The 25,732-nt window shown below is 67.4% G+C and carries 20 protein-coding genes; 12 read left to right on the top strand and 8 right to left on the bottom strand.

The genetic code is table 11. From position 1 onward, the window contains the following. The first annotated feature begins 266 nt into the window (after positions 1-266). On the top strand, positions 267-965 hold the full coding sequence (locus DES47_RS28115) for an energy transducer TonB (protein WP_166652229.1): 699 nt from the start codon (positions 267-269) through the stop codon (positions 963-965). On the opposite strand, the gene DES47_RS28110 is transcribed toward DES47_RS28115, so the two are convergent. Continuing rightward, positions 952-1,314, bottom strand: coding sequence for a DUF1304 domain-containing protein (locus DES47_RS28110; protein ID WP_133704106.1), 363 nt, complete (start codon positions 1,312-1,314; stop codon positions 952-954). The genes DES47_RS28115 and DES47_RS28110 overlap by 14 nt on opposite strands. A gap of 154 nt (positions 1,315-1,468) precedes the next feature. Here DES47_RS28110 and DES47_RS28105 point away from each other — a divergent pair, with 154 nt between their 5' ends. Continuing rightward, positions 1,469-2,902 carry a M28 family metallopeptidase gene (locus DES47_RS28105; RefSeq protein ID WP_133704105.1) on the top strand — a complete coding sequence of 478 codons (1,434 nt, stop codon included), beginning with the start codon at positions 1,469-1,471 and terminating at the stop codon, positions 2,900-2,902. Here the strand turns inward: DES47_RS28105 and DES47_RS28100 are convergent, their stop codons facing one another. Further along, positions 2,903-5,044 carry a 3-hydroxyacyl-CoA dehydrogenase NAD-binding domain-containing protein gene (locus DES47_RS28100; protein WP_133704104.1) on the bottom strand — a complete coding sequence of 714 codons (2,142 nt, stop codon included), beginning with the start codon at positions 5,042-5,044 and terminating at the stop codon, positions 2,903-2,905. Between the two features lie 2 nt (positions 5,045-5,046). Continuing rightward, a complete protein-coding gene (locus DES47_RS28095; RefSeq protein ID WP_133704103.1) occupies positions 5,047-6,252 on the bottom strand; it encodes an acetyl-CoA C-acetyltransferase in 1,206 nt (401 codons plus the stop codon). A 105-nt stretch (positions 6,253-6,357) separates the two neighbouring features. Here DES47_RS28095 and DES47_RS28090 point away from each other — a divergent pair, with 105 nt between their 5' ends. From DES47_RS28090 to DES47_RS28055, 8 genes are all read left to right on the top strand, one after another. Continuing rightward, positions 6,358-7,230: an SDR family oxidoreductase gene (locus tag DES47_RS28090; protein ID WP_133704102.1), complete on the top strand. Its 873-nt coding sequence runs from the start codon at positions 6,358-6,360 to the stop codon at positions 7,228-7,230. Beyond that, positions 7,217-8,833, top strand: a complete 1,617-nt coding sequence (locus tag DES47_RS28085) for an acyl-CoA carboxylase subunit beta (protein WP_133704101.1) — start codon at positions 7,217-7,219, stop codon at positions 8,831-8,833. The genes DES47_RS28090 and DES47_RS28085 overlap by 14 nt, the downstream gene beginning before the upstream one ends. A 20-nt stretch (positions 8,834-8,853) precedes the next feature. Continuing rightward, positions 8,854-10,008 (top strand): acyl-CoA dehydrogenase family protein, encoded by a 1,155-nt coding sequence (locus DES47_RS28080; protein WP_133704100.1) that lies wholly within the window; start codon positions 8,854-8,856, stop codon positions 10,006-10,008. Next, the gene (locus tag DES47_RS28075) at positions 10,005-10,799 is read left to right on the top strand and encodes an enoyl-CoA hydratase/isomerase family protein (RefSeq protein WP_133704099.1); all 795 of its coding nucleotides are present in this window, start codon (positions 10,005-10,007) and stop codon (positions 10,797-10,799) included. Before DES47_RS28080 ends, DES47_RS28075 begins: the two co-directional genes overlap by 4 nt. Continuing rightward, positions 10,796-12,754, top strand: a complete 1,959-nt coding sequence (locus DES47_RS28070; protein WP_133704098.1) for an acetyl/propionyl/methylcrotonyl-CoA carboxylase subunit alpha — start codon at positions 10,796-10,798, stop codon at positions 12,752-12,754. Before DES47_RS28075 ends, DES47_RS28070 begins: the two co-directional genes overlap by 4 nt. After that, entirely contained in the window at positions 12,751-13,893 is a 1,143-nt protein-coding gene (locus DES47_RS28065) for an acyl-CoA dehydrogenase family protein (protein WP_133704097.1), read from the top strand. The genes DES47_RS28070 and DES47_RS28065 overlap by 4 nt, the downstream gene beginning before the upstream one ends. 14 nt (positions 13,894-13,907) lie before the next feature. Further along, entirely contained in the window at positions 13,908-14,381 is a 474-nt protein-coding gene (locus tag DES47_RS28060) for a thioesterase family protein (protein ID WP_133704096.1), read from the top strand. A gap of 163 nt (positions 14,382-14,544) precedes the next feature. Next, a complete protein-coding gene (locus DES47_RS28055) occupies positions 14,545-16,776 on the top strand; it encodes a sensor domain-containing protein (protein ID WP_133704095.1) in 2,232 nt (743 codons plus the stop codon). A gap of 19 nt (positions 16,777-16,795) precedes the next feature. Here the strand turns inward: DES47_RS28055 and DES47_RS28050 are convergent, their stop codons facing one another. Continuing rightward, complete coding sequence (locus DES47_RS28050) at positions 16,796-20,020, bottom strand: efflux RND transporter permease subunit (protein WP_133704094.1); 3,225 nt, start codon at positions 20,018-20,020, stop codon at positions 16,796-16,798. Position 20,021: 1 nt separating this feature from the next. Further along, complete coding sequence (locus DES47_RS28045) at positions 20,022-21,161, bottom strand: efflux RND transporter periplasmic adaptor subunit (RefSeq protein WP_133704093.1); 1,140 nt, start codon at positions 21,159-21,161, stop codon at positions 20,022-20,024. Positions 21,162-21,388: 227 nt separating this feature from the next. Here DES47_RS28045 and DES47_RS28040 point away from each other — a divergent pair, with 227 nt between their 5' ends. Both DES47_RS28040 and DES47_RS28035 read left to right on the top strand, forming a co-directional pair. Next, positions 21,389-22,195: a M90 family metallopeptidase gene (locus DES47_RS28040; RefSeq protein WP_133704092.1), complete on the top strand. Its 807-nt coding sequence runs from the start codon at positions 21,389-21,391 to the stop codon at positions 22,193-22,195. A 35-nt stretch (positions 22,196-22,230) separates the two neighbouring features. After that, a complete protein-coding gene (locus DES47_RS28035; protein WP_133704091.1) occupies positions 22,231-22,872 on the top strand; it encodes a DsbA family oxidoreductase in 642 nt (213 codons plus the stop codon). A 90-nt stretch (positions 22,873-22,962) separates the two neighbouring features. Here DES47_RS28035 and DES47_RS28030 read toward each other — a convergent pair whose 3' ends face one another. The 3 genes from DES47_RS28030 to cuyA form a co-directional block, all read right to left on the bottom strand. Continuing rightward, the gene (locus DES47_RS28030) at positions 22,963-23,325 is read right to left on the bottom strand and encodes a PilZ domain-containing protein (protein ID WP_133704090.1); all 363 of its coding nucleotides are present in this window, start codon (positions 23,323-23,325) and stop codon (positions 22,963-22,965) included. Positions 23,326-23,422: 97 nt separating this feature from the next. Beyond that, on the bottom strand, positions 23,423-24,502 hold the full coding sequence (locus DES47_RS28025; RefSeq protein ID WP_133704089.1) for a glycerophosphodiester phosphodiesterase family protein: 1,080 nt from the start codon (positions 24,500-24,502) through the stop codon (positions 23,423-23,425). Between the two features lie 95 nt (positions 24,503-24,597). Next, on the bottom strand, positions 24,598-25,620 hold the full coding sequence (cuyA, locus tag DES47_RS28020; RefSeq protein ID WP_243748492.1) for a D-cysteate sulfo-lyase: 1,023 nt from the start codon (positions 25,618-25,620) through the stop codon (positions 24,598-24,600). Between the last annotated feature and the right edge of the window lie 112 nt (positions 25,621-25,732).

Below are 25,732 nucleotides of genomic sequence, written 5' to 3'. Positions count from 1 at the left end.
CCCCAGTCCAAGACTTGCTTGCTTCATGACCTGAATCGTCGCAGCCATTCAAGCTTCGCGGTAGCTGATTTGCCCGGGGGTTGTGCAGACCCTCCCTAGGTCGAAATGTCGAATTCTCACGCGCCCAAGGTGGGCGCCCTGCGTACACTGCGCCGCAACCCGTCACAAGCGGACCCCGATCGGACGCGGTCATTCGAGCGCCGACGGATATCCGGATGGCTGCCCCGCAAAGGCAGCGTCGTCGTTTGGAGGTCTCGATGTTGCCCATGCACAGTCACTGCCGCCGTCTTGCCGGCCTGGGTCTGCTGGTGAGTGCCCTGCTGTCACCGGCCCTGCACGCTCAGCCGGCAGATGCCTCCAAGCCCGCACCGGCACTGAGCGATGCCGATCGCGCCAAGCGCGACGCCGACAAGGTCTCGCAGTGGATACGCCTGGTGGCGGACAAGGCAGCCGCGAAGGCTGCACCTGCACCGGCGGCCCCGGTGGCAAAGAAGGCCAGCCCGTCGCCGGCACCGGCCCCCAGCAGCAACGGCGCCACCTTGGCCGCCGCTCGCAAGCAGGTCGAGGCCCTGAGCGAAACCAGCGCAGCTGCGGTGGCCCCGCCGGTCGTCGAGCCGGCCCCGGTCAGTCCTGACCCCGGCACCCGGATCGCACTGGCCCCGCCGGTCGCTCCGGCACAGGCGCCGCTCGCACCCCCGGTGGTCGAGGAGCCCGAGGTGCCGCTGAAATTGGTGTTCCAGGTGCAGCCCGAGTTTCCGCGCCAACTGGTGAACACGCTGCAAAGCGGCATAGTGGCGGTGCGCTTCACGGTGCGGCCCGACGGTTCGGTGTCTCAGGCCGAGGCCCTGTCCAGCAGCCACAAGCGACTGTCCCAGGCCGCCATCGATGCCGTCAGGCAGTGGCGCTTTGCCCCGATCAAGCAGGAGCGCACGGCCAGCGTCGAAGTTGGCTTCAAGCTGGAGTGAGCAAGACCAGCGCCAGCGCAATCACCGCCGGCAAGGCCTGGACGAACAGGATCTTGCGGCTGGCCGTCACGGCACCGAACACCCCGGCGACCAGGACGCAGCTCAGGAAGAACAGCTCGACCGAGCGGCCGGCCGAGCCCTGGCTCAGGCCCCACAGCAGGCCTGCCGCCAGAAACCCGTTGTACAGACCCTGATTGGCAGCCAGCACCTTCGAGGCCTCGGCAAACTCCGGCTTGTTGCCGAAGGTGCGCAGGCCCAGCGGCTTGGTCCAGAAGAACATCTCCAGCACCAGGAAATACAGGTGCAGGAGCGCGACAAGGGTCACGGCGATCGTGGCAAGCGTGGTCATGGTTTCTCCCTGGAATCCGGTCAAACCGCGATTGAGCCCATAAAGCCCGCGGCGCGCAATGGGGTCTTGTGCCAGCCATCGCACAGCCGACGCTCCGGGCCAGGCTGGCGGTGCAAGAATCTCGACACCCCAGCATCCACAGGCCCTGTACACCATGCGCAAGCCTATCTCTACCACCATTGCCTGCGCCGCCCTTGCGCTGCTGGTGTTCTCGACCGGCGCCGCCGCCGACACCGATCCGCTGGACCCCACCGTGGCCAGGATCGTCGGCGATGTGTCGGCGCAACGCATCGCACGGCGCATCGAGGCCCTGGTCGGCTTTCATACCCGCCACACGATGTCGGAGACCGAGTCGGACACCCGCGGCATCGGCGCCGCCCGACGCTGGATACAGCGCGAGCTGCAGGCCTGCTCCAAGGCCGCCGGTGGGCGGCTGCAGGTCGAGATGGACGAGTACATCGAGCCGGCCGGCCGGCGCATCTCCAAGCCCACGACCCTGGTCAATGTCGTCGCCACCCTGCCGGGCAGCTCGCCTGCGTCCAGGGATCGGCTGCTGGTCGTCAGCGGCCACTACGACTCGCGCAACACCGATGTGATGGATGCCAGCGGCTTTGCCCCGGGCGCCAATGACGACGCCTCCGGCGTGGCCGCGGTGATGGAACTGGCCTGCGTGATGGCGGCCCATCAGTTCGATGCCACCCTGGTCTTCATGGCCGTGCCCGGTGAGGAGCAGGGCCTGCTGGGTGCCACCCATTGGGCCAAGACGGCACGGGCGAAGAACCTGCGCATCGAGGCGATGATCACCAATGACATCGTCGGCAGCGCCACCGGCGATGCGGGTCAATATGACCCCAAGCAACTGCGCCTGTTCGCCGATGGCTTCGACCCGCTGCTGCGCATGCTGGTCAAGGCGCAGAGCAATCAGCAAACCACCGATACCGACAGCGCCAGCGATGCCGTGCGCAAGCAGCTACAGGCACTGGCGCTTGCCGGCGGCAGTGAGGATCTTCCCACCCACCAGCTGGGCCGCCACCTGAAGGCCTCCGGCGAACGCTATGTGCCCGGCTTCACGGTCAATCTGATACAGCGCCGCGACCGCTATCTGCGCGGCGGCGACCACCTGCCCTTCCTGGAGCGCGGCTATGCGGCCGTGCGCTTCACCGAGCCGTTCGAGAACTTCCGCCACCAGCACCAGGATGTGCGCACCGAAAACGGTGTGGTCTATGGCGACCTGGTCGAGTTCGTCGACATGCCCTATCTGGCCAACGTCACCCGCATCAACGCCGCCGGCCTGGCGACGCTGGCGCTGGCGCCGGCCGCACCGCAGAACGTGAGGCTGGAGGCCATCGAACTGGACAACAACAGCACGCTGCGCTGGGACGCCAACGCCGAGCCCGGGCTGAAGGGCTACCGCGTGGTCTGGCGCGAGACCGGCTCGCCGACCTGGCAGCAGCACCGGGATGTGGGTCTGGTCACGCGCGCGACGATCACCGGCGTGTCCAAGGACAATGTCGTGTTCGGCGTGCAGGCCATCGGCGCGCGCGGCATGGCCAGCCTGGCCAGCTACCCGCTGCCGATGGGTCGCTGATCAAATGCGCGGAGCATGCCGCGCGATGCAATCGCGCAGCGCATCGCTCAGCTCGAAGCCCGAGCCATGCCACACGGCCAGCTCGGCGGCGCGCTTCTCGAAGCGCTCGCCCTCGGAGTAGATGAACTGCATCGCGCCGCCTGTCCAGGCCGGGAAACCGATGCCGAAGATGGAGCCGATATTGGCGTCGTGCGTGCTGGTCAGCACGCCCTCGCTGAGGCAGCGCAAGGTCTCGATCGCCTGGCGATACAGAAGCCGGTCCTTCAGCTCCTGCATGTCCCAGCGGGCATCGGCCTTCTCGAACAGGGGCTTCAGCTGCGGCCACAGCTGCTTGGGGCCGCCCGCGGGATAGTCGTAGAAACCACCGCCCGCGGCACGCCCCGGGCGCTGCAACTCCTTGACCATGCGTTCAACCAGGCGCTCGCCCGGAGAGGGGTTGACACGCCCCCCCTCGGCGGCCAGGTCCGCGCGGGTCTGCTCCATCACATGCACCGACAGGCTCAGGCTGGTTTCGTCCAGCACCGCCAGCGGGCCGACCGGCATGCCGGCCATCAATCCGGCCTGCTCGATGACCGGCGCCGGAATGCCCTCGGCCAGCATCGCGGCCCCCTCCATCACAAAGGTGCCGAACACGCGGCTGGTGAAGAAACCGCGCGAATCATTGACGACGATGGGCGTCTTGCCAAGCGCCAGCACATAGTCGTAGGCGCGGGCCACCGTCTCGTCGCTGGTCTGCTTGCCACGGATGATCTCGACCAGCTTCATCTTGTCCACAGGCGAGAAGAAGTGCAGGCCGACGAAGTGCGTGGCGTCGCGGCTGGCCTGGGCCAGGCCGGTGATGGGCAGGGTCGAGGTGTTGGAGGCGAACACTCCGCCGGGTGCCAGCATGCCTTCGGCTTCCTGCGTGACCTGGGCCTTCAGCGTCCGCTGCTCGAACACCGCCTCGATGATCAGATCGCAGCCCTGTAGATCGCTCGCCGCCTCGGTGGGCTGTATCAGCGCCAGCAGGCCGGTCTGCCTGTCCTCGCTCATCTGGCCCTTGGCGACGCGGCCGGCGGTGATCCTGCGGCTGTAGTCGCGCCCCTTCTCGGCCCTGTCCAGGCTCACGTCCTTGAGCACGCAGGCGATGCCCTTGGCGGCATTGGCATAGGCAATACCTGCCCCCATCATGCCGGCGCCCAGGATGCCGACCTTGGCCGGCTTCCAGCGCGCACTGCTGCCCGGTCGTGACTTGCCGGCCTTGATCGCGTTCAGGTTGAAGAAGAAGGCGGTGATCATGTTTTTGGCGTTCTGGCCCACCATCAGCCGGGCCAGCTTGCGGCTCTCGATGCGCGTGGCGGTGTCGTAGTCCACCATCGCGCCTTCGACCATGGCCTCCAGCGCCACCTGCGCCGCCGGGTAGAGGCCGCGGGTCTTCTGCGCCAGCATCGCCGGCGCCACCATCAGCGCCTGCGCCACTTTCGGGTTGGCGGGCGTGCCGCCAGGCATCTTGTAGTCCTTGGCGTCCCAGGGCTGCTGCGCATCGGGGTGGGCGGCGATCCAGGCCAGGGCCTGTGCCTTCAGCTCGTCTATGGTCTTGCCCAGGCCCTGCACCCAGCCCAGCTTGACGGCCTCCTGCGGGCCGAACAACCGACCTTCGATCAGATAGGGCTGGGCCGCCATCAGGCCCAGCATGCGCACGGTCTTGGTGATGCCGCAGGCGCCGGGAATCAGGCCCAGGCTGACCTCGGGCGTGCCGAACTGGATCTTTGCGTCGTCCAGCGCAAATCGGGCGTGGGCGCAGAGGGCCACCTCCCAGCCGCCGCCCAGCGCCGCGCCATTCAGCAGCGCCACGACCGGCCGGCCCAGCGTCTCGATCGCGCGAAAGGCCTTCTTCAAGGCCTCGACACGCCTGAAGCCCTCGGCCGCGTCTTCAGGCTTCAGCTTGAGCACGCTGTTCAGCTCGGCGCCGGCGAAGAAGGTGCTCTTGGCCGAGGTCAGCAGCACGCCTCTGATCTGCGCCTTGTCGCGCTGCAGCAGGGCCGCGGCCTCGGCCATATCGGCCTGCCAGCGCAGATTCATCGTGTTGACCGGCGAGCCCGGCTCGTCGAAGCACAGCGTGGCGATGCCGTCGGCGTTCAATTCGTAGCGGATCGTGTCCATGCTCAGACTCTTTCGATGATGGTGGCAATGCCCATGCCGCCGCCGACGCACAGCGTGATCAGGCCGCGCTTGAGCTGGCGGCGCTCCAGCTCGTCCAGCAGGGTGCCCAGGAGCATCGCGCCGGTGGCGCCCAGCGGATGGCCCATCGCGATCGCCCCCCCATTGACGTTGACCCTGTCGTGCGGCACGCCCATCTCCTGCATGAAGCGCATCGGCACGGCAGCGAAAGCCTCGTTGACCTCGAACAGGTCGATGTCGTCTATCGTCAGCCCTGCCTTGGCCAGCGCCTTGCGCGTGGCCGGCATCGGGCCGGTCAACATGATGCTGGGATCGGCACCGGACAGGGCGGTGGCGACGATGCGGCCGCGCGGCGAGAGACCCAGCGTCTTGCCCATGGCCTCGCTGCCGATCAACACCGCCGCCGCGCCATCGACAATGCCCGACGAGTTGCCGGGGCTGTGCACATGCAGGATGCGCTCGACCTGCGGATAGCGCTGCAAGGCCACCGCATCGAAGCCCATTGCGCCGAGCTGCTCGAAGCTGGCCTTCAGCGCGCCCAGGCCCTGCAAGGTGCTCTGCGGCTTGATGAACTCGTCGCGCTCGAGAATCGGAATGCCGATGGCATCGCGCACCGGCACCACCGAACGGTCGAAATAGCCGGCCGCCTGGGCTCGCGCGGCGCGCTGCTGAGACTCCAGCGCAAAGGCATCCACATCTTGACGGCCCCAGCCGCCCAGCGTGGCGATCAGGTCCGCGCCTATGCCCTGCGGCACGAAGCCGGTGACGGCATTGGTCTCGGGGTCCTGTGCCCAGGCGCCGCCGTCGCTGCCCATGGGCACCCGCGACATGCTCTCGACGCCACCGGCGATGACCAGATCCTCCCAGCCGCTGGCGACCTTCTGCGCGGCCAGATTGACGGCCTCCAGGCCCGAGGCGCAGAAGCGGTTGATCTGCACGCCGGCGACGCGGAAGTCCCAGCCCGCCTTCAGCACCGCCGTCTTCGGTATCACCGCCCCCTGCTCGCCCACCGGCGTGACGCAGCCCATCACCACGTCGTCCACCAGGGCCGGATCGAAGTCCAGACGCTGCTGCAGCTGGCCCAACAGGCCGGCCAGCAGATCGACTGGCTTCACCTCATGCAGGCTGCCGTCCTTCTTGCCCTTGCCGCGCGGCGTGCGCAGGGCTTCATAAATCAATGCTTGCGCCATGGGTGTCTCCAATGCACGGCTCGCGCGCGGGCGCTGCCGATTGACAAGCGATTATGAAGCGCAGCACACTTACCAAGCAAGTGCTTGGTTGAAAGAAGGATTGAGATGAGTGGCTATGCCAGTGTTTTCAGGCCCAGGCTGTTCGCCGGCCAGGTGGTCATCGTCACCGGCGGCGGCTCGGGCATAGGCCGCTGCACCGCGCACGAGCTGGCCGCGCTGGGAGCGACCGTGGCCCTGGTGGGCCGCAAGCCGGAAAAGCTGGCGGCGGTGCAGGCCGAGATCGAGGCCGCAGGTGGCAAGGCCAGCGGTCATGCCTGCGACATCCGCGAAGAGAGCATCGTTGCCGCCACGGTGGCCGAGGTGCTGGCGCGGCACGGTCGCATCGACGGTCTGGTCAACAACGCCGGCGGCCAATACCCCTCGCCGCTGCGCGATATCAAGGCCAAGGGCTGGGATGCCGTGGTACGCAACAACCTGACCGGCGGTTTTCTGATGGCGCGGGAGTGCTACACGCAGTACCTCGAAGCCAACGGCGGATCAATCGTCAACATCATTGCCGACATCTGGATGGGCATGCCCGGCATGGGCCACAGCGGTGCGGCGCGGGCCGGCATGCTGAACTTCACCGAGACGGCGGCGCTGGAATGGGCGCCGGTGCGCAGCAATGCGGTGGCGCCGGGCTGGATCGCCTCGAGCGGCATGGACCAGTACCCGCCCGAGATGGGCCCGCTGATACGCAATATGGCCCGGATGACACCGGCCTGCCGCATGGGCAGCGAGAGTGAAGTGGCCGCGGCCATCGTCTTTCTGCTGTCGCCGGCCGCCGCGTTCATCAGCGGTGCCTGCCTGCGCATCGACGGCGGCGCACCGAACGCCAAGCGCATCTGGCCCCAGGTCGGCAGCGGCAAGAGCCCGGCTCAGTTCGATGGTTTCCATCTCGCGACGACGCCCAAGGTACTCAGCGATGCCCAGGATTGAATCGCAGTTGGACACCGGCAGCGCGAGCTTCGCCGAGAACCGTGCCTATCAGCTGGGCCTGATCGCCCAGCTGCGCGCACTGGAGGCCCGCACCGCCGGCCGCAGCGCGCAGAGCAAACCGCTGTTCGACAAGCGCGGCCAGTTGCTGCCGCGGGAACGGGTGGCGCGGCTGCTCGACCCGGGCACACCGTTTCTGGAGCTGTCCTCGCTGGCTGGCTATCTGCAGGACCAACCCGACCCGGACGCGTCGATCGCCGGCGGTGGCTTCATCGCCGGCGTCGGTGTGGTATCCGGCACTCGCGTGCTGCTGGTCGCCGACGACGCCGGCATCGAGGCCGGCGCCCTGCAGGCCAAGGGACTGGAGAAGCTGCAGCGGGCGCAGGAGATCGCGCTGCAGAACCGCCTGCCCTTTGTGCATCTGGTCGAGTCGGCCGGGGCGAACCTGCTGAAGTACCGCGTCGAGCAGTTCGTGCTGGGCGGCAGCGGCTTCTGGTGGCTGGCCCGCTTGTCGGCCGCGGGACTGCCAGTCATCTCGGTCGTGCACGGCGCATCGACCGCAGGCGGCGCCTATATGACGGGCCTGGCCGACTATGTGGTGATGGTGAAGAAGCGTGCCCGCGCCTTTCTGGCCGGCCCGCCGCTGCTGAAGGCTGCCACCGGCGAGATCGCCAATGACGAGGACCTGGGCGGTGCCGAGATGCATGCCGGCGTGTCAGGCCTGGCCGAGTACGTGGCCGAGGACGATGCCCATGCGCTGGCCATCTGCCGCGAGCTGATTGCCTCGCTGGGCTGGGCCGGCAAAGGCGATCTCTGGCCCGACGGGCCCGCGCCGCAGCACTCGGCGGAAGAGTTGCTGGGCCTGATGGGGCCTGACGCCAAGAAGCCGGTGGACATGCATGACCTGATCGCCCGCCTCGTTGACCAGTCCGAGTTCCTGGACTTCAAGCCCGACTACGGTCTGGCCACGATCTGCGGCCATGCCGGGATAGCGGGCCACCGCGTCGGCATCATCACGAACAACGGCCCGCTGGACCCGGCTGGCAGCACCAAGATCACCCACTTCATCCAGGCTGCAGAGCAAAGCGGCCTGCCCTTGATCTATCTGCAGAACACCACCGGCTTCATCGTCGGCACGGAGGCCGAGCGGGCCGGCATGATCAAGCACGGTGCCAAGCAGATCCAGGCCTTGAGCAACGCCACCGTGCCGCAGATCACCGTGATGTGCGGGGCCTCGTTCGGCGCCGGCAACTACGGCATGTGCGGGCGCGGCTTTCATCCCCGCTTCGTGTTCAGCTGGCCCAATGCACGCACCGCCGTGATGGGCCCGCAACAGGCCGCCGACACGATGGAAATCGTCATGCGCGAGGGCGCGGCGCGCAAGGGCTTGGCCGTGGACGAGGCGCAGATCGCCGGCCTGAAGCAGCAGATCATCACCACCTTCGAGCGCCAGATGAGCGCCTTCTACACCTCGGGCCAGTTGCTGGACGACGGCGTGATCGACCCGCGCGACACCCGCCGCGTGCTGGCGCTGGCACTGCAGCTGTGCGCCGAAGCGCGCGAGCGCGAGCTGCGCCCCATGCAGTTCGGCGTCGCCAGGCCCTGAAGAACCACCAGGAGACAGACATGCAATTCACCCACGAACACGAAGAGCTGCAGCGCACCCTGAAGCGCTTCATCGACGAGCAGATCAACCCCCACGTCGACGCCTGGGAGGCCGAGGAGATCTTCCCCGCTCACCAGGTGTTCAAGCAGCTCGGTGACCTGGGCCTGCTGGGCCTGTGCAAGCCGGTCGAGTACGGCGGCCTCGGTCTGGACTACTCCTACTCGGTCGCCATGGCCGAGACGCTGGGCCATGTGCACTGCGGCGCGATCCCGATGGCCATAGGAGTGCAGACCGATATGTCCACCCCGGCGCTGGCCCGCTTTGGCAGCGATGCGCTGAAGCGCGAGTTCCTGGTGCCGGCGATTGCCGGCGACATGGTGGCCTGCATTGGTGTCTCCGAGCCCGGCGCGGGGTCGGACGTGGCGGCGATCAAGACCACGGCGCGCAAGGATGGCGGCGACTACATCATCAACGGCGGCAAGATGTGGATCACCAACAGCCTGCAGGCCGACTTCATGGTGGTGCTGTGCAACACCAGCGAGGGCGCGCCGCACAAGAACAAGAGCCTGATCGTCGTACCGATGAACACACCCGGCGTGACCCGCGCCAAGAAGATACGCAAGATCGGCATGATGAGCAGCGACACCGGGCTGATCCACTTCGACGATGTGCGCGTGCCGCAGGCCAACCGCATCGGCGAGGAAGGCATGGGCTTCACCTACCAGATGATGCAGTTCCAGGAGGAGCGCCTGTGGGCCGCGGCGAATGCGGTACAGGGCCTGAGCAACTGCATCGCTCAGACCATCGAGTACACGAGGGAGCGCAAGGCCTTCGGCCAGGCTGTGCTGGACAACCAGGTCGTGCACTTCCGCCTTGCCGAGCTGAAGACCGAGGTCGAGGCGCTGCGCGCCCTCACCTATCTGGCCACCGAGCACTACGTCGCCGGCAAGGACGTGACCGAGTGGGCCTCGATGGCCAAGCTGAAGGCCGGCCGCCTGCTGCGCGAGGTGCCCGACGCCTGCCTGCAATACTGGGGCGGCATGGGCTACACCTGGGACAACCTGGTCTCGCGCATGTATCGCGACGGCCGCCTGGGCTCGATCGGCGGCGGCGCCGACGAGGTGATGCTGGGCATCATCGCCAAGTACATGCACACGCTGCCGGCACGGCGATGATTGACCTGATGCAGCAGGGCTCGGCCCTGATACTCACGCTGAATGCACCGGTCACGCGCAATGCCTTGAGCGATGCGATGGTGCAGGTGTTGAGCGAGGCCTTGGCGCAGGCCGTGCAGATCGAAGACCTGCGGGCAGTCGTCCTGCGCGGCGCCGGTGGGCACTTCTGTGCGGGCGGCGACTTCAGCGGCTTCAAGCGATTGATCGCCGTCCCCCGTCCCGAGGTCGGTCCGGACCCGATTGCTGTGGCCAACCGCCGCTTCGGCGCGCTGCTGGAGCAGCTGGCCGCCTGCCCGGTGCCAACGATCGCCGTCGTCGAAGGTGCGGCCATCGGTGGCGGTGTCGGCCTGGCCGCCGCCTGCACCGTTGTGCTGGCGTCCGACACCGCCGGCTTCGGCATGCCCGAGGTCACCCTGGGCCTGCCGCCCGCACAGATCGCGCCGTTTGTCGCCAACCGGATTGGCGCCGGGCCGGCGCTGCGCCTGATGCTGACCGGCCGGCGCATCAGCGCCGCCGAGGCGATGGCCCTGGGTCTGTGCGACGAGATGCTGACCGGCGACCATCTGGATGCTCGGCTGCAGCACTGGCTGAAGCTGCTGCAGAAGGCCGAGCCGCAATGCCTGCGCCATACCCTGCAGATCGTGCGCAGCGCCGCGGGCCGTGGCGCCACACTGGATCGGGCCGCCGAGCTGTTTGCACTGGCCTTGCGCAGCGGTACAGCGGCCGAAGGTCTTGCCGCCTTCAGCGCCAAGCGTTCGCCGCTGTGGGCTTTGGAGGCAGACAAGCCATGACCCGCATCGCCCGACTCATGGTTGCCAACCGCGGCGAGATCGTCGCCCGCGTGGCGCGCACGGCCAAGGCCATGGGTGTTCACACCATCGCCGTCTATTCTGATGCGGACCGCAATGCCGTTCACCCAGGCCTGTGCGACAGCGCCGTCGCCATCGGCGGCGAACGGCCGGCCGACAGCTATCTGAGCATACCCAAGCTGCTGGAAGCGGCGCGCGCCAGCGGCGCCCAGGCCGTCCATCCGGGCTATGGCTTTCTGTCCGAGAATGCCGTGTTTGCCCAGGCGGTGCTGGATGCCGGACTGGTCTGGGTCGGCCCGCCGCCTGCCGCGATGGCGGCGATGGGCAACAAATCCGCTGCACGCCAGGCGATCGGTCAGGCCGGCGTACCGGTGCTGCCCGGCTATGACGGCTCAGAGCAAGACCTGTCCCTGCTGGCCGGCCATGCGCTGCGCATCGGCTTCCCGCTGATGGTCAAGGCCGCGTCCGGCGGCGGCGGCCGGGGCATGCGCCTGGTGCTGCAGGCCGATCAGCTGGAGGCTGCGCTGCAATCGGCCGGCTCGGAGGCAGTGGCCGCCTTCGGTGATGGCCAGCTGCTGCTGGAGCGCGCGCTGCTGGCACCGCGCCATGTCGAGATCCAGATCTTTGCCGACCAGCAAGGTCAGGTCGTGCACCTGGGCGAACGCGACTGCTCGGTGCAGCGCCGCCACCAGAAGGTCGTGGAAGAAGCGCCGTCGCCGGCCGTCACGCCGGCACTGCGCCGGTCCATGGGCGAGGCGGCGGTGCAGGTGGCACGCAGCATAGGCTACGTCGGCGCCGGCACGGTCGAGTTCCTGCTCGACACCGACGGCAGCTACTGGTTCATGGAGATGAACACCCGGCTGCAGGTCGAGCATCCGGTGACCGAGGCGCTGACCGGCATCGATCTGGTCGAATGGCAGCTGCGCATCGCCCAGGGCGAGCCGCTGCCGCTGGACCAGGACGAGTTGCTGCGCCGCTTCGAAGCCGGCGGCCATGCCATCGAGGTGCGGCTGTGTGCCGAAGACCCGGGCCGCGACTACCTGCCCCAGGCCGGCCGCCTGCTGCGCTGGCAGCCGCCATCGGGCATTCGCTGCGACCATGCGCTGGCCGACGGCCTGGACATCGCGCCGTTTTACGATTCGATGCTGGCCAAGCTGATTGCACATGCGCCGACACGCATCGCCGCCGCAGCCAAGCTGGCCGATGCGCTGGACCGAACGCTGTGCCTGGGCCTGGCCACCAACCGCGGCCTGCTGGCGCGCATCCTGCGTGACGATGAGTTCCTGAGCGGCGACTTCAGCACCGCCCTGCTCGCCCGGCGCTTCCCCGACGACGTGGCGCGCCAGACGCCGCTCCCAGGGGGGCTGCAGGCCCTCGCCGCCGCCGCCGTTGCGCTGCTGCCGGCCACGCCACTGCCCGATCTGTGGGCCGACTGGTCACGAGCCAAGGCGGTGGATCAGCAGGTGCCTCTGGTGCACAAGCGCTGGCAGCTCCTGGGCATCGGCTCAAGCTTCACCGCCAGCTGTGGTGATGAAACGCATCGGATCACCGATCTGCGCCTGACCGGTCCGCAGCAGCTCAGCGCCACGCTGAACGGCCGCCCGCTGCGCGCCACCCGAGTGCGGGACGGCAACACACTGTGGCTGATGGCCGATGGCGTGGAGCTCGCCGTCGAGGACCACCGCCTGAGCCCCGCGCCACAGGCCCGGGCCCTGGCCACCGGTGCCGTGCTCGCACCGATGCATGGCCGCTTGGTGCAATTGAACGTGCGCGCCGGCGACACGGTCCAGGCCGGCGCGCTGATGGCCGTGATGGAGGCGATGAAGATGGAGCATCAGCTGACGGCGCCGATCAGCGGCGTCGTGGGCGCGGTCCACATTCGCTTGGGCGAGCAAGTGGCGGCACGCAAGCTGCTGCTGGAGGTCATGCCCCCATGAGCGCCGAACTGCAAGCCTTTCGCGATGGGCTGCGCCAGTTCGTTGCGCGCGAGATCGCGCCGCATGTCGGCGCATGGGACGAAGCTGGAACGTTTCCGCGCGAGCTGTACGTCCGCGCCGCCGAGATGGGCCTGCTGGGCATCGGCTATCCGGCGGAGCTCGGCGGGCTAGGCATCACGCCGCAAGACGCCCGGCTGCGCCTGATCGCCACCGAGGAGATCGCTCGTGCCGGTAGTGGTGGCCTGATGGCCAGCCTGTTCTCGCACAATATTGCCTTGCCACCGCTGCTGGCACAGGCCAGCGCCGAGCTGCAGCAACGCGTGCTGCCCGATGTCTTGAGCGGCGCCAAGATCGCCGCACTGGCCATCACCGAACCCTCGGGCGGCTCCGACGTCGCGCGGCTGCGCACCACGGCCCGGCTGGCCGGCAGCAACTACATCGTCAACGGAGAAAAGGTCTTCATCACCTCCGGCATGCGCGCCGACTGGCTGACGGTGGCCGTGCGCACCGGCGGGCCGGGCGCGGGCGGCATCTCGCTGCTGGCCATCCCCGGCGACACCCCCGGCCTGACCCGCAGCCCGCTGCAGAAGATGGGCTGGTGGGCCAGCGACACCGCACTGCTGCACTTCAACGGCTGCCGCGTGCCGGCGGCGAACCTGATCGGCGCCGAGAACAGCGGCTTTCGCGCCATCATGGAGAACTTCAACGGTGAGCGCCTGATGCTGGCGGTGGGCGCCAATGCCTTTGCCCAGGTCTGCCTCGACGAGGCGCTGGACTGGGCCCGCCAGCGCCAGACCTTTGGGCAGCCCCTGATCCAGCACCAGGTGATACGCCACAAGCTGATGGACATGCGCATGCGCGTACAGACCACCCGCGCCTGGATAGACGCACTGATCGCCCAGCAGGAAGCTGGACCGACCACACCCGAGTGGGTGGCCGATCTGTGCCTGCTGAAGAACCAGGCCACGCAGACGATGCAGCACTGCGCCGACCAGGCCGTGCAGATACTCGGCGGCATGGGCTTCATGCGTGGGTGCAAGAGCGAACGCATCTACCGCGAGGTCAAGGTGATGATGATTGGCGGCGGCGCCGAGGAGATCATGAAAGAGCTGGCCGCGCGGCAGTTGGGGCAATGCTGACCGACAATGCCCTCATGACCTGCACCTCCACCCTGTTCGAACCCGAGTTCCAGCGCCTGCTGTGCGAGATCTTCGAGGACAAGATCGTCTTCAACCGTGTGCTGGGCCTGCGCATCGACGCGCTGGAGGCCGACCACGTGCTGGCCCATATCGCGATGAAGCCGGAGCTGATCGGCCACTACACGCACCAGCGCCTGCACGGCGGCGTGATCAGCGCCACCCTGGACGCGATGGGCGGCCTGGCCGCGATGGCGGCCATCGGCGCGCGCCATATGGACGAGCCGGTGAACGCCCGCCTGGCCCGCTTCGGCAAGCTGGGCACCATCGATCTGCGCATCGACTACCTGCGCCCCGCCACCGGCGCCACCTTCAGCGCCCGGGCCGAGGTGCTGCGCCTGGGCAGCCGCGTGGCGTCCACCCGGATGGAGTTCTTCGACCAGGACGGCAAGCTGCTCAGCGTGGGCGCCGGAGCCTATATCGTGAGCTGAGGCTCCAAGGGGCGGGCCGCTGTCCACTTTGGCACGCCCCGGCCCGCCGTGATTCAACCCTGCACACGACGTTGCGGCCCCATCTGGGCCAGAATGCCCAGGTAAAGACTCGCCCCGAGCCCACCGGCGCCTGCCCAGCATGCAGAGAGCCACGAGAGACTTCATGGCCACGCCACCCGAGAGAACGGCCCCCGCCCCGGCGCGAGCGGCCACCGATGTCAATGCGCAGCTGCTGCATGCCCTGCGCGAGCGCGACATCATTCTCGAGAACGCCGGCGTGGGCATCGTGTTCATCAAGCAACGCACCACCGTGCGCTGCAACCAGCGCTATGCCGAGATCTACGGCTTCGACGACCCGCTAGGCCCCATCGGCACCAGCAGCATCGAGATCTATCCCAGCGAGCGGGACTTCAAGCAGCTCGGCGCCGAGGCCTACCCGATACTCGCCACCGGCCAGACCTACAAGACCGAGCGGCTGATGAGGCGCCGCAGCGGCGAACTGTTCTGGTGCAGCCTGACCGGCCGGCTGATCAATGCCGACGATCCGGCGGATGGCTCGATCTGGATTGTCGATGACATCGACGAGCAGAAGCAGGCGCAGAGCGAGCTGCAGACCGTTACCCACCAGCAGCGCCTGATACTCGACCACTCGATGGTGGGCATCGTGTTCCTGCGGGACCGCAAGGTCACCCAGTGCAACCGCAGCTTCGAGGCCCTGTTCGGCTACGCCCCGGGCGAGCTGGCGGGCAGCTCCTCGCGCCAGTGGTACCTGACCGACGAGGACTGGAACGAGGCCGGCCGCCGCTGCTACGAGCCCTTCTCCAAGGGCCTGGCCTTCGAGGGCGAGATGCTGCTGCGCAAGAAGGACGGCACCGCTGTGCACTGCGAGGTGCGCAGCAAGGCCATCGATCCGCACGACCTGTCGCAGGGCTCGATCTGGATCACCATGGACATCACCGCGCGCAAGAATGCCGAGAGCGCGCTGGTCAAGGCCAAGGACGAGTTGGAGCACCTGGTCGATGAACGCACGCAGCAGCTGAAGCTGACCGTCAACGCGCTGCAGCAAAAGGTGCTTGAGCAGCAGCAGGCCGAGGCCCATATCCAGCAGCTGGCCCACTACGACTCGCTGACCGGCCTGCCCAACCGGCTGCTTCTGAGCGATCGTGCGAGCCAGGCGCTCGAAATTTCGCGCCGCCAGCAGGAACCGCTGGCCCTGCTGTTTCTGGATCTGGATCACTTCAAGAACGTCAATGACTCGCTGGGCCACCGCGTTGGCGACGAGTTGCTGGCCCTGCTGGCCCAACGCCTGAAGACCGCCGTGCGCGAGCAGGACACGGTCTCCCGGCTGGGAGGCGACGAATTCATCCTGGTGCTGCCGGGCACCGATGCCCAGGGCGCCGCCCATGTGGCCACCAAGGTGATGGCGCTGGCCGCGCAGGCTTTTCACATCGAGCACAACGAGCTCACCGTCACGCCGTCGATCGGCATCGCGCTGTACCCGGGCGACGGCGCGGACTTCGATACCCTGTGCCGCTGCGCCGACATTGCCATGTACCGGGCCAAGCACGACGGCCGCAACAACTTCCGCTTCTTCACCGGCGAGATGCAGGCCCAGTCGGTGCGCGCGCTACAGCTGGAGAACGCGCTGCGCCGTGCGCTGGAACGAGAACAGCTGAGCCTGCACTACCAGCCCCAGGTCAGCCTGCAGACCGGCCGGGTGATAGGCGCCGAGGCGCTGCTGCGCTGGCAGCACCCCGAGTTGGGTCAGGTCTCGCCGGCCGAGTTCATCCCGTTGGCCGAGACCAGTGGCCTGATATTGCCCATAGGCGAATGGGTGCTGCGTAGCGCCGCCCTGCAGCTCAAGGCCTGGATGGAGGCGGGTATGGCGCCGATCACGATGTCGGTCAATCTGTCCTCGGTGCAGTTCCGCCATGCCGATCTGCCGGCCCTGGTCAGCCGCATCCTCGACGAGACCCGGCTGCCGCCGAATCTGCTGGAGCTGGAGCTGACCGAGGGCGTGGCGATGGTGGACCCGCTGGGCGCCATCGCGGTGATGAACGACCTGCATGACCGCGGTGTGCGCATGTCGATCGACGACTTCGGCACCGGCTACTCGTCCTTGAGCTACCTGAAGAAGTTCCGCATCTACAAGCTGAAGATCGACCAGTCCTTTGTGCGCGACATCACCGATGACCCCGAGGACAAGGCCATCGTCAGCGCCATCATCGGCATGGCCGCCAGCCTGGGCCTGCAGACCATTGCCGAGGGCGTTGAAACCGCCGGTCAGCTGGACCATCTGCGCGCCATGGGCTGCGACGAGGTCCAGGGCTTTCACTTCAGCAGGCCGGTGCCGGCGGACGCGTTTGCCGCCTTCGTGCAGGCGGCCCTGCGCTGAATCGCTGGGGCCGGCGCTCTTACTCGCCCCCCACCACCCCCGGCTTGGCCACCGCGACGCCACGGCGCTGCACAAGGCCCACGCCCCGCTTCAGCGTGCGGAACAGGAAGCGCAGCAGCAGCAGCGTCAGGATGGCCTCGCCAAAGGTCAGCGCAAAGGCGACAAAGGCGTTCCAGCGCAGCTGCCGGCGCCCGAACTTGGCGACCATGCGCTCGCGCGCGATCTCGATGCTGTCGTAGAAGCTGGGCACCATCAGCAGAGTCAGGAAGGTGGAGGTGATCGTGCCGCCGATGATGGCCACGGCCATCGGACGGTAGAACTCGCCGCCCTCGCCTATGCCAATGGCCACCGGCAGCATGCCGGCGATCAACGCGAAGGTCGTCATCAGGATGGGCCGGAAGCGCTTGCGGCCCGCATGCATCAGCGCCTCCTCGCGTGGCACGCCGTTGGCCTCTTCGGCACGCGCGGCGTCGAGCAGGAGGATCGCGTTCTTTGCCACCAGGCCGGCCAGCATGATGATGCCGATAAAGCTCATCAGGTTCAGCGTGCCCTTGGTCAGCAGCAGCGCCACGACCACGCCGATCAGCGACAGCGGCTGCGACAGCATCACGCCCAGCGGCGCGGTGAACGAGCCGAACTGCATCACCAGTATCAGGTACATCAGGCCTATGCCCGAGGCCAGGGCCACGGCCATCGCGCCGAACACCTCTTCCTGGTCCTTGGACGCGCCCGCCAGCTCGATGCCGTAGCCGGGCGGGAACGGAATCGCGGCGGCCAGCTTCTTGGCCTCGGCTGTCACCTCGCCGGGCGAGCGGCCCTGCACATTGGCCGAAACGGCGATCATGCGCTTGCCGTCCGAGTGCTGGATCTTGGCCGGGCCCTTGCCCATCGTCACGGTGGCAATCTGCTCCAGCGGCACCATGGTGCCGCTGCCGGCCACGGTGATGGGCAGACGCTCGATATTGCTGGCGTCCACGCGGTCGGCCGGATGCAGGCGAACGGCCACGTCGCGGGTCTCGCCGCTCGGGTCCACCCAGTCGCCGACCTCGACGCCGGCAAAGGCCACGCGCAGCGCCGTCGCCGCATCGCCGACCGAGATGCCCAGCGAGTTGGCCAGGCCGCGGTTCAGCTCGATCTGCAGCTCGTCCTGCGGGTCCTGCTCGGACAGGCCCACATCGACCGCGCCCTTGACCTGGCGCAGCTGGGCCATGTAGTCGTTGGTGATCTCCAGCAGCTTGCGCGAGTCGGCGCCGTGGAAGCGGATCTGCACCGGCTTCTGCGCGCCGTTGTTCAGGTCGTCGAGCACCACATATTCGGCGCCGACCAGGCGCGAGACCTTCTCGCGCAGCTCCTTGGCGATCTCGGTGGCCGAGCGCGTGCGCTCATAGCTCTTGCCCAGGTCCACATAGATGCGGCCACCGCTGACATTGACATAGCTGTTGGTCGCCTTGGTCTCCTTGATCTCGAAGGCCTGGGCTGCGGCCGCGGCCATCTTCAGCTTCGAGTACTCAAGGCTGGCGCTGGCGGGCGTGCGCACCTCGATGGCGATGGTGCCGTAGTCGCTTGACGGCAGGAAACTGGAGCCACCAAAGGTCATCTGCAGGAAGATCGCCAGCACGAAGCTCATGACGGCAAAGATGGCCATCCAGATCCGATGGTGCAGCGCCCAGGCAATCACATTGCCGTAGCGGTCGGCCTGATGGTCAAACCACTCATTGAAACGCTGCAGCCACTTGGAGATGCCCTTCTTCGGCGCCAGGTGGTGTCCGGGTGGGTCGCCCCAGAAGGCCGACAACATCGGGTCCAGCGTGAACGAGATGAACAGGCTCACCAGCACCGAGGCCACCACGGTCAGGCCGAAGGGCCGGAACCATTCGCCCGAGACGCCGGGCATGAAGGCCACCGGCACGAACACCGCGACGATGGAGAAGGTCGTCGCGGCCACGGCCAGGCCGATCTCGGCCGTGCCGTTCAGCGCCGCGGTGACGCGATCGGCGCCCCGCTCCATATGGCGCACGATGTTCTCGCGCACGACGATCGCGTCGTCGATCAGCACGCCGATAGCCAGCGACAGGCCCAGCAGGCTCATGAAATTCAGGGTGAAGCCGCACAGCCAGACGGCGATGAAGGCAGCGATCACCGAGGTTGGCAGGCTCAGGGCGGTGATCAGCGTCGAGCGCCAGGAGTTCAGGAATACATAGACGACCAGGATGGTCAGGCCGGCGCCGAAGACCAGCGCATGGATCACATTGTCGAGACTGTTCTGCGCGTCCTTGCCGCCGTCCTGCGTCACCTCCAGCGTGCTGCCGGCGGGCAGGGTCTTCTGGATCTCGGCCACCATCTTGCGCACTTCATTGGCCACGGACACGGTAGACGCATCGCGCGCGCGGGTCACCGACAGGCCCACGTTCGGCGAGCCATTGCGCACGCTGACGCTGGTGCGCTCGGCAAAGCCGTCCTGTATCGTCGCGACCTGGCCCAGCCGGACCAGCTCGGCACCCATGCGCTTGACGACGATCTGCTCGAACTCGGCCGGGTTCTCGATCCGGCCCAGCAGGCGGATGCTCTGGTCCTCCATCGCGCCGCGCACCTTACCCACCGGCGCGGTGGTGTTCTGGCTGCGCAGCGCGTTGACGACCTCGGTCACCGAGACATTGAACTCGCGCAGCTTCTGCGCCCGCAGCAGCACACTCAGTTCACGGGTCAGCGCGCCATCGACGTTGACGGTGGCCACGCCATTGATGCCGCGCAGCTTGTCGGCGATCTGGTCCTCTGCCACGCGCGAGATCTCGGCATGGGTCTGGCTCTTGCTGGACAGCGCCAGCTGCATGATGGGCTGGGCGGCAGGGTCGATGCGGCGCAGCACCGGCTCGCGCATCTCCAGCGGCAGCTTGTAGCGCACCGCGCCGATGGCGTTGCGGATATCGTCCGCCGCCTCGATCATGTTCTTGTTGAAGTTGAAGACCATGAAGAACTGGGCGTTGCCCTCGCTCGCCGTCGAGCGAACCTCGGACACACCGTTGATGCTCAGCAGGGACTTTTCGATGCGGTTGATGATTTCGCGTTCGGCCGTCTCGGGCGAGGCGCCCGGATAGGCGATATTGACCACCATCAGCGGCTGCTCGACGTCCGGTATCTGGTTGACGCGCAGCTTCTTCAGGGCCAGCAGGCCCAGGCACATCAGGCTGATGATGATGACGATCGTCGCGACCGGCTTCTTGACGCTGAAATTGGACAAAAACATATCAGCCTCCAGTCTTGGCAACCGAAGCCGCCGATGCGGCTGCCGCCTTCGCCATCTCAACCTTGCGGCCATCCTGCAACGCGCTGGTCGGGCGGCGCAGCACCACATCGCCGGCGGCCAGACCGCTGGCGACCACATACAGGCCCTGGCGCTCGTCGCGCGCACCGAGCTTGAGGGGGGTCTTGGCGATCTGGCCATCCTTGACCCGCCAGGCGAAAGCCTCGTCGCCCTGGCGCTGGATCGAGGCCTCGGGCAGCATCAGCGCGCTGACGGTCTGCGTCTGCACGCGGCCCTCCGCATACAAGCCGGCCACGGCCGGGGCCTCCTTGCCGGCGAAGTCCACCAGCACCTCGACCTGGCGGGTCGCGGCATTGGCGGCGGCGGCTATGCGGCGCACCTTGCCCTGGAAATCGGTGTCGGCATAGCCGTTGACGCGGAAGAACACCGTTTCGCCCACCTTCAGCTCGGACATTCGGTCCGCCGACACCAGGCCCTCGAAGCGCATGCTGGTCGGGTCTATGACCTTGACCAGCTCCTTGCCGATCTGGGCCGTGTCACCGGGCGAGACCTTGCGGTCGCTGACCACGCCGTCGAACGGGGCGCGCACCTCGGTGCGCTGGATCTGCTGGCGGGCCGTGGCCACCCGGGCCTTGGCCGCGACCAGATCGCTCTGCGCATTGTTGCGGCGCACCTCGGCGTCTTCCATCGCCTGCATCGAGCTCATGCCCTGGGCCTGCAGGGTGCGCAGGCGCTGGTACTGGCGCTCGGCCTGCTCGAAGCTCTGGCCTGAGGCACGGGCGGCCTCTTCGGCGGAAGACAGGCTCTCGCGGATGGCGCTGTCGTCCAGCCGGGCGATCAGATCGCCGCGACGCACCTTCTCGCCGTTCTCCTTCAGCACCTGCAGCACTACGGCCGACACCTCGGCGCGCAGGTCGGCGCGCTTCTCGGGCTGGATCGAACCGGTGATCACCGGGCCCGAATCGTAAGAGCCGATGCTGAGGCGGCTCAGGTCTTCCGGCGCGATCAGCAGCGGCTGGGCGGCCACCTCCTTGTCAGCCTTGACCTTGGCGTCGGGGGGGGTCTTGCCACAGGCCGCAAGCAGGGTCGCAACAACGAGGGCAAGTACGGTCTGGCGCAACATCGGCATCTCCGGGAACGGTGGTCGGTTGAAGGCGCGCAGCTTAACCGCCCTGGCCGCAGATGCAAGAGACCATGCGCTCGCCGGCAGCCAAGGCCGACGAATCGCAGGAATTCCGGCCTGGGCGGCAAGCAGGCGTCGATTTCTTGAATCAGCGCTATTGAAATGCCGGGGACCGGCACCCACTTGGGTTGTCAAGACGAACGACGGGAATCCCTGTGCCTATTCTGATGCTTGGCCTGCTGACCCTGCTGCCGCTGGCCTGGCTGCTGGGCGAACCCTGGTGGACCGAAAAGCGCCGTGAGCGCCTGCGCCGCCAGCCCTTCCCCAATGAATGGCGCGAGATCCTGAAGCGTCGCGTGCCCCAGGTAAGGAGCATGCCGGTGGACCTGCAGCTGCAGCTCAAGCGCCATATGCAGGTGTTTCTGGCCGAAAAGGCCTTCATCGGGTGCGACGGCCTGGTCGTCACGCCGGAGATGCGGGTGACCATCGCCGCCCAGGCCTGCCTGCTGCTGCTGAACCGCCGCCGGCCTCGCTACTTCCCCAAGCTGCGCCAGATCCTCGTCTACCCGGGCGCCTTCATAGTCAATCGCCCGGCCACCGATGGCGCGGGCGTGCTGCAGGAGCAGCGCCAGGTGCTGGCCGGCGAGTCCTGGACCCAGGGTCAGGTGATCTTGTCCTGGCAGGACGCACTGGAAGGCGCGGCGATAGCCGACGACGGCCGCAATGTGGTGATCCATGAGTTCGCCCACCAGTTGGACCAGGAAAAAGGCCATGCCAATGGCGCACCCACCCTGCCCCGCACGCAGTACAAGGCCTGGTCGCGGGTCATGCAGGCCGAGTTCCAGCAGCTGCAATGGGAGGCCCGGCAGGGCCAGGAGTCGCTGCTGAGCCACTATGGTGCCACCGACCCGGCCGAGTTCTTTGCCGTGGCCAGCGAGGTGTTCTTCGAGCAGCCGCTGCCGCTGGCTGAGACCCATCCGGCGCTGTATGAGCAGCTGAGCCGCTACTACCGTGTCAACCCGCTAAGCTGGTAGACCGACACCCTGCCCACCGTTTGAAAGCATTGCCCATGAAGATCGATTTCGTCTCCGACGTCTCCTGCCCCTGGTGCGCCATCGGCCTCAAATCACTGGAAACCGCGCTTGAGCGGGTCGGCGGTGATATCAAGGCCGAGCTGCACTTCCAGCCCTTCGAGCTGAACCCCAAGATGGCCCCCGAGGGCCAGGACATCACCGAACACCTGAGCCAGAAGTACGGCATCTCGCCGGCCCAGATCGCGCAGAACCGCGAGGCCATCCGGGCCCGCGGCGCGGCCGTCGGTTTCGAGTTCAGCCAGGGCGGGCGCAGCCGCATCTACAACACCTTCGACGCACACCGGCTGCTGCACTGGGCCGAGGGCGAAGGCGAAGGCAAGCAGGCGGCGCTCAAGCATGCGCTGCTCAGCGCCTATTTCACCGAGGACCAGAACCCCAGCGACCACGCCCTGCTGCTGAGCAAGGTGGCCCAGGTCGGCCTCGATGTGGAGCGAGCCCGCGCCATCCTGGCCTCGGACAAATTCACCGCCGAGGTGCGCGAGCGCCAGCAGTTCTATCTGCAGCAGGGCATCAATTCGGTGCCGGCGGTGATCATCAACAACCGCCACTTGATCTCCGGCGGCCAGCCGCCCGAGGTGTTCGAGCAGGCGCTGCGGCAGATTGCCGCGGAGGGTTGATCGTAGCCCGGATGCCAATCCGGGGCTTGTGGCAACGCCCCCGCCGGCCCCGGATTGACATCCGGGCTACACGGGGGCAAGCGCGGCAGGCTACGCGGAGATCAAGGCCTTCAGCTCCCGCTCCAGCAGATGCGGCTCGCCGAGGTTGACTTCGATCAGGCGGCGCAGATGGGTGATGCTGTCGATGTCTATGCTGCGGCACAGCAGGCCGACATGGTGGCCCTGCACATAGGCCACCTCGGCGGCCATGGCGATGCTCTCTTCCATGTCGTTGAGGCGCACGCTCAGCAGGCAGGGCGCGCCCACCGGCACCTGGGCCTCCGGCGGCAGGTTCAGCAGCGCACCCTTGAAGGACAGGTCCAGCACCTTGGCCTCGAAACGGTGTTGGGTGGTCGTCAGCTGGGCCGGCGCATCAAAGGCGATGCGCACAAAGTGTCGGCGTTCGGTGTTCATGACGACCTTCGTGGAGGTTGGGGGCTGCCCCCATGCTATCCCAACTCCCGGGCCAGATCGCGGGCCGACCTGAGGTGAATCAGGGCGGCCCGTGACATCAGGCCAGTGCGCGGGCGCGGCGGCGCGCGAGACCGCCAACCACGGCCAGGCCGGCCAGCATCAGGGCATAGCTTTCGGGCTCGGGCACGGCACTGATGAACTTGTCGCGTGAGGCCGTGGCCAGGTCCGCATAGTTGCTGAACATGCCGTCCATGCCCATGGCCAGGTACTTCTGGTACTCGGTGTCGGCCGGGCCGGCATCGGCCTTGGCAAAGGTCCAGCCATGCACCACCAGGCCGGCGGTGTGCGCCTGGTCGATGAAGCTCTTGGTCACGGCATAGGTGCCGTTGTTGATCAACAGGCCCAGGCCATCGGCAAACGAGGCGACGTCGCTGAGCGACAGGATGGTCAGGCCGCCGGGGCCGCCCAGCACGCCCACGCGGGCCACGCCGTCGGCGCCGGTCACGGCCACGCCCAGCTGCACCAGGGCCATGTCCAGGCCCAGCGCCTGCTGCTTGACGTCCAGGCTGCGCACGGTCGCGTCGCTGAAGGACTGGATGAAGACCTTGTCGGACTTGCCGGCATAGTCGTTCAGTATCAGCGTGGACAGGATCTTGTTCTCCATCACCGGATCGGCCTGCTTGGCCTCCGGATAGATGCCGACCGTGCGTCCGGCCAACAGGCTTTGCTGCTTGGCCAGGGTGATCACCTCCTGGAAAGTCGGGATCTTGAAGCTGGCGTCGGTGGGCGTGAAGCCGGGATAGCTGGTCTTGCCGGTGCCGGTGGGCTTGACGGTCAGGGTGCGGACCTCGGCCAGCGTGAAGTCGGCCACCTTGTAGCCGCCATTGCGCTTGGCGAAAAGGCTGGCCACATTGGTGGTGCGATCCAGCGTGTCGTCATGGATGGCGACCAACACGCCATCCTGGGTCAGCTGCAGATCGGGTTCGATGTAATCGGCGCCCAGCTTGACGGCCAGCTCGTAGCCGGCCAAGGTGTGCTCGGGCAAATAGCCGCTGGCGCCGCGGTGGGCGATGACGATGGGGTCGGCGGCAAAGGCCGGCGCGGTGGCCAGCACGCCGGCCAAAGCCAGCACGACGGCGCTGGCGCAGCCGGTCAAACGCAATTTCAAAATGGACATGGCGAAGTCTCCTGTTGTTGTAGCCCCGAGGGGGCCGACAGATGATGCTCGCCAGACCGTTTGACAGGGGCATGACCTCCCGGTGACTTGTGCGCTCAGCGACTCAGCAAGACATCCTCATAGGCATGCAGGGCCGGCGCGCCGCCGGTGTGCAGGAACAGGATGCGGTCACTGGGCTTGAAGCGCTGCTTGCGCACCAGGTCCATCAGGCCGGCCATCGCCTTGCCGGTATAGACCGGGTCGATCAGCACGCCCTCGCTGCGAGCCATCAGCCGTACCGCCTCGACCATGGCCGGTGTGGGCACCGAATACTTGGGCTGCCAGTAGCCGCCCACCGTCACCACCGCCTCTCGCGGAATATTCAGCCCTGACCCCAGCAGGTCGGCCACCGCCTGGGCCTCCTTGTGTACCAGTGGGTCCTGATCGACCGGATCGCGGCTGGTGCCTATGCCGAGGATGGGCGTCGCTATGCCCAGTGCGGCAAAGCCCGCCAGCAGGCCGCCATGGGTGCCCGAGCTGCCCGAGGCCAGCACCACATGGTCGAACTGCAGGCCCTGCTCCGCCCATTGCTGCTGCAGCTCCCGGGCGCAGACCACATAGCCCAGGCCGCCCAACGCATTGGAGCCGCCGCCCGGGATGATGTAGCCCTTGCGACCCTGTGTCGCCAGCTCGTCGGCCACCGCCTGCATGGCCGGCCCCATCGCGCTGCCGCCGGGCAGCACGGTAATCGCCTCCACACCCATCAACTCGAACAGGAAGTTGTTGCCGCTGGCCTCTTTTCGGTAGCTGTTGGCCACCCGCTCCTCGATCACGAAGCGGCAGCGCAGGCCCTCCTTGGCGGCGGCGGCCAGGGTGATGCGGCAGTGGTTGGACTGCGGCGCGCCGCAGGTGATCAGCGTATCGGCCCCCTGGGCCAGCGCCTCGGCGACCAGAAACTCCAGCTTGCGCGTCTTGTTGCCGCCGGGCGCCAGGCCCAGCATGTCGTCGCGCTTGAGCCAGATCTCGGGGCCGGGCCGGCCCTCATTGAGCGCGGCGCTGAAGCGCGGCAGCGCCTCGATCGGCGTCGCGCCATGGCTGTAGATGCGGCGGGGAAAGCGGCTCAGGTCCAGGGTCGTCATGGTCAGTTCTCCGTTGGCAGACGATTGTGAAGCAACGGGCGAACGGAGTGCCTCGAAACGGTGCGAATCGCGCATCGCTCGCGGCGACCGAGCAAAATCCTGCTGTCGCGAT

It is taken from the genome of Roseateles toxinivorans (assembly GCF_004362525.1).
Classification (GTDB): domain Bacteria; phylum Pseudomonadota; class Gammaproteobacteria; order Burkholderiales; family Burkholderiaceae_C; genus Paucibacter; species Paucibacter toxinivorans.
Note: the sequence above shows the minus strand (reverse complement) of the source record. Positions and strands in the feature narration are given on the sequence as shown.